Raw genomic sequence first — 4417 nt, 5'->3', positions numbered from 1 at the left:
TATCTGAACGTAATTCTCTATTAATTAACCCGTATTGCGTAGACCCGCTGCCAAAGCATTGATACTACGGATTAATGGATCTTCAACACTAAAGTCACCGTCATCATATATAGTGTCTTTTTGTCTGGCACGTTTCAACAACTCGATTTGTATGTAGTTAATCGGATCTAAATAAGCATTTCGCCATTGTAGGGACGCGGCAAGGCTTTGCTGATGCGCCAATAACGATGTCTGGTTAAGCAAAGCGTTTAAACCTGAGAAGGTTAGATGATGCTCATCGATTACCGCTTGCATAATCTTTTCACGTAATCCCTCATCTTCACATAACTGGCTATAAGCCTGAGCAATGCTCATCTCAGATTTGGTAAACGCCATTTCAATATTGCTAATAAATACGTTAAAAAATGGCCAGCAGTCAATCATCTTCCTCATCAAAGCTTCATCATTGATAACACTATGAAGAGCACTACCGACGCCATACCAAGCTGGTAGGGTAAAGCGCGCTAAAGACCAACCAAATACCCAAGGAATCGCTCGCAAGGTTGTCTTACTTGGCAGCCCTTTATTACGGTGCGCTGGGCGCGAGCCAATATTTAATAAAGAGATTTCCTGCACTGGCGTCACTTGTGAATAGAACCGATAAAACCCTTCGGTATGGTCCGTAAGCGTACGATAACTTCGTTCACCCGCATCTGCTAGACGCGCAAATAGTGCTTCATAATTTGGTAGTTCAGGCGGTTGCACCACAAATCTTGTTGAGCACGCTTTAAGCGTACCAGTGATACCCATGGTAAGCTCAAATACAGCAGTATCGGTGTTGGCATATTTGGCATAAAGCACTTCGCCCTGCTCAGTGACTTTAATTTCTCCATGCAGTGTCCCTGCGGGCTGAGCGGCAATTGCATTATGTGTTGAGCCACCGCCACGACTGACAGAGCCACCGCGCCCATGAAACAGGCGTGTTTTGATGCCATATTCAGCAGCAATATGGTTAATGGTTTGCTGCGCGCTATAAAGCTGCCACGCAGACGTAATGATGCCGCCATCTTTCGATGAGTCTGAATAACCTAGCATGATTTCTTGAGTATTATCTGAGTGCGCAAGCAACCCTCGATATAGCGGATTGTCCAACACGGCAGGTAAGATCTTATCAATGTTTTTAAGATCTTCGATGGTTTCAAACAAGGGTGCGACGGGTAAGTCAGCAGACAACTGCCCTTGACCATTGCTCTTGCATAAACCTGCAAAGCGCATGAGTAGCAAGACTTCTAGTAATTGACTGGCATTGTTGGTCATCGAAATCACATAACTACCGAACGTGTCTTGTCCGACCAGTTTACGTAATGTGGCCACTGAGTTCATCAAGGCTAATTGTTCACGGGTTTTATCACTCAAGTTATCGGTATAAATGAGCGGTGTACCGGGCTTTTCAAGTAAGCGCGTTAGCCATTCTTGGCGCTCAGTTTCAGTGAGCATTTGATAATCTGGCAGATTAGAGGCATTGGCAAAAATATCAGCTATCACCTCGCTATGATAAGAGGACTCTTGACGAATATCGAGCGCTGCCAAATGAAAACCACAGGTTTTGACCAAACGAATCATATCAAGTAATAAGCCTTCGCCATGTGCCGTATCGTGAGTATTGACACTTTTCCGAATGATGCGTAAATCTTCTAACAATTCTTGCGGATTGGTGTAAGCATCTTTTTCAGCCTCGCTATCACTACCTTTGCTTTGAATATGGCTATTAGTCGATTTTATTTTGGCAAGAATAATCGATAACAGTCTTCGGTACGGCTCATTGTTGTAATCGTCAGTATTGTAATCAAAGACTCGTCTGTCGAGCTCACGATAACTTTCAATTTTTGTATACACGTCAGGTTCGATAGCGACAATTGTATCGCTGTGAATCAGTTCACGGCGCAATTTCTTGATCAAGACTTGATAATGACGTAGCACGGTATCAGCATGCATCAATACGGCCATTTCTGTGGTGTCATGAGTGACAAAGGGATTGCCATCTCTGTCACCACCGATCCAAGAACCAAAGCTCATGAACGCCGGTAAGGGATAGTCTGTTAGCTCAGGATAGATATCAACAATGGCGTCTTTAATATTACGGTAAACTTTGGGAATGGCGCTGAATAAACTGGCATTGAAATAATGCAGGCCATTATTGATCTCGTCATAGACTAATGGCTTACGCGTACGCACTTCATCAGATGACCATAATAAATCAATCGTCTGCGCCGTTTTCTCTTTCGCTTGTTCGTAGGCAAAGCTGTCTTCTGCAAGATTGTTTAAGGCATCGCTGTGCGTAAACAGACTTTGTAATAGATTCATCGTCGTACGGCGACGCGCTTCAGTCGGATGGGCGGTGAATACTGGGATAAATTTTAGTTGCTCAATCAGCTCTTGCATTTGGGCTGGTTCAATATTGCGCTCACGACATTCAAGCAGCGTACGCCGAAACGAGCCTTCCCAGCTATGTTCCGATTGCATACGCAAGGCTTGACGTTGTTCTCGTAAGTAATTTTCTTCACTGAGATTGGCTAAGAAGAAATAGATAGAAAAGCTGCGGATGACATTTTTTAAGGTTTGGTTGTCTAACGAGGCAATAAAGTCGATGAGTTGTTGCTGGTTCGCTGCGTTAGGCGCCCGGCGTTGCTGGATAAAACCTTGGCGTAGGGTTTCAATCGTGTTGAGTGTTTGTTCGCCCGTTTGCCGAGAAATCGCCTCTCCTAGAAATGAGCCTAATAAGCTGATGCGTTCACGTAGTACGTCGTTATCAATAGTCATCCTTGATCTCCTGATCAAATTCATTCAAATATAGTCGTGCGGTCTTAAATGTAGGTTTTCTATGGTGTAAGCCATTTAACCTGTTTATGTGGATCTCGAAGCTCTCGCTTCTCATCAGCCAAGACGTTGTCAGCTTTATGTATTAATCATTTATTTTTTGGTGATACTGGGTCAGCCATTCCTGTAATGGTATATCTGTCTATCCCTAGTCAGCCAACAATATTATGAGTTTCATTATTACGATTGATGACTAAACTAACGGCTTCAAGTTTAATTCTCCAGCTTTACTAAACAGTCAGAATTAATATCAGCAATCGTTTTGGCACCAGTCAAGGTCATTGCGACGCGTATTTCTTTATCTAGCAGTTCTAACAAATTGCTTACCCCTGCACCGCCATCCGCTGCTAAAGCATAAATAAAAGCGCGCCCTAGCATGCAAATATCAGCGCCCAAAGCCAACATACGCACAATATCTAAGCCATTACGTATACCAGAGTCGGCTAAAATTTTAATCTCTCCTTTAACTGCATCGGCAATAGGAGGCAGAGCACGTGCACTGGATAAAACACCGTCCAGCTGTCGCCCACCATGATTCGATACGACTATGCCGTCGGCTCCAAAACGCACCGCATCTTTGGCATCTTCTGGGTCCAAAATACCTTTGATGACCATAGGCCCATCCCAGTACTCGCGAATCCAATCTAAATCTTTCCAAGAAATAGAGGGGTCAAAGTTATTACCTAGCCAGCCTATATAGTCTTCCAATCCTGTTGGCTTACCTAAATAAGTAGAGATATTGCCCAGATCGTGCGGACGGCCATTTAGCCCTACATCCCATGCCCATTGCGGATGCGTCATAGACTGTAAGTAACGGCGCATAGCAGCATTTTTACCGCTCATACCAGAGTGCATATCTCGGTAGCGTGCCCCTGGTACTGGCATATCTACCGTAAAAACCAAGGTCGAACACCCCGCCGCTTTGGCACGCTCCAAGGCATTTTTCATAAAACCTCGGTCCTTTAATACATAAAGCTGAAACCACATCGGACGGTTAATTTTAGGCGCTACTTCTTCAATCGGACAAACCGAAACTGTCGACATGGTAAACGGAATGCCTTTTTGATCGGCTGCCATAGCGGCCTGCACTTCTCCGCGGCGGGCATACATACCTGTCAGACCCACGGGTGACAACGCGACAGGCATAGACAGAGTTTCATTAAATAACTGCGTCTCGAGACTAAGCAGTGACATATCATTTAGTACACGTTGTCTAAGGGCAATTTTCGATAAATCTTCAACATTATGTTTTAAGGTATATTCCTCATAAGCCCCGCCATCTATATAATGAAATAGAAATGGTGGCAGTCGGCGCTTGGCAGCAGCCCTGTAGTCGTTTGGAGATGAAATAATCATACGCTTGCCCTTATTCTGTTAAATATCTATGTAATATTTTTGAATCTCTAATTATTTATTGATTAGTGCTAAACGATGGATGCAATTGGCTTATTTTTGAAGCGGCAAGCTCAACCCACACTCACTATTACACACAGCACGAGCAGTTACGTTTGGTTTTCGACATTTTACCGATGCCGGGATTAAAGCTATTGGTTGGGTCTAG

Annotated in this window: 3 protein-coding genes; all 3 read right to left on the bottom strand. The window is 44.0% G+C overall.

Annotated features, from left to right (window positions below; translation table 11 throughout):
- Window positions 1-24: 24 nt before the first annotated feature.
- The gene (ppc, locus tag ACT3SX_RS14060; protein WP_442070101.1) at window positions 25-2799 is read right to left on the bottom strand and encodes a phosphoenolpyruvate carboxylase; all 2775 of its coding nucleotides are present in this window, start codon (window positions 2797-2799) and stop codon (window positions 25-27) included.
- Window positions 2800-3069: 270 nt separating this feature from the next.
- Window positions 3070-4212, bottom strand: a complete 1143-nt coding sequence (gene lldD, locus ACT3SX_RS14055) for an FMN-dependent L-lactate dehydrogenase LldD (RefSeq protein WP_068408375.1) — start codon at window positions 4210-4212, stop codon at window positions 3070-3072.
- A gap of 127 nt (window positions 4213-4339) precedes the next feature.
- A partial coding sequence (locus ACT3SX_RS14050) for a hypothetical protein (RefSeq protein ID WP_444518654.1) occupies window positions 4340-4417 on the bottom strand: 78 nt, incomplete at its 5' end.

This window comes from Psychrobacter sp. AOP31-B2-9 (genome assembly GCF_052378005.1).
Taxonomy (GTDB): Bacteria; Pseudomonadota; Gammaproteobacteria; order Pseudomonadales; family Moraxellaceae; genus Psychrobacter.
The sequence above is the reverse complement of the archived record's forward strand: the minus strand, read 5'-3'. Positions and strand labels throughout refer to the sequence as shown.

What these genes read in the sequence shown, in the direction of transcription:
- ppc (WP_442070101.1), bottom strand. Translation starts at nt 2,799, where the DNA reads ATGACTATTGATAACGACGTACTACGTGAACGCATCAGCTTATTAGGC.
- lldD (WP_068408375.1), bottom strand. Translation starts at nt 4,212, where the DNA reads ATGATTATTTCATCTCCAAACGACTACAGGGCTGCTGCCAAGCGCCGA.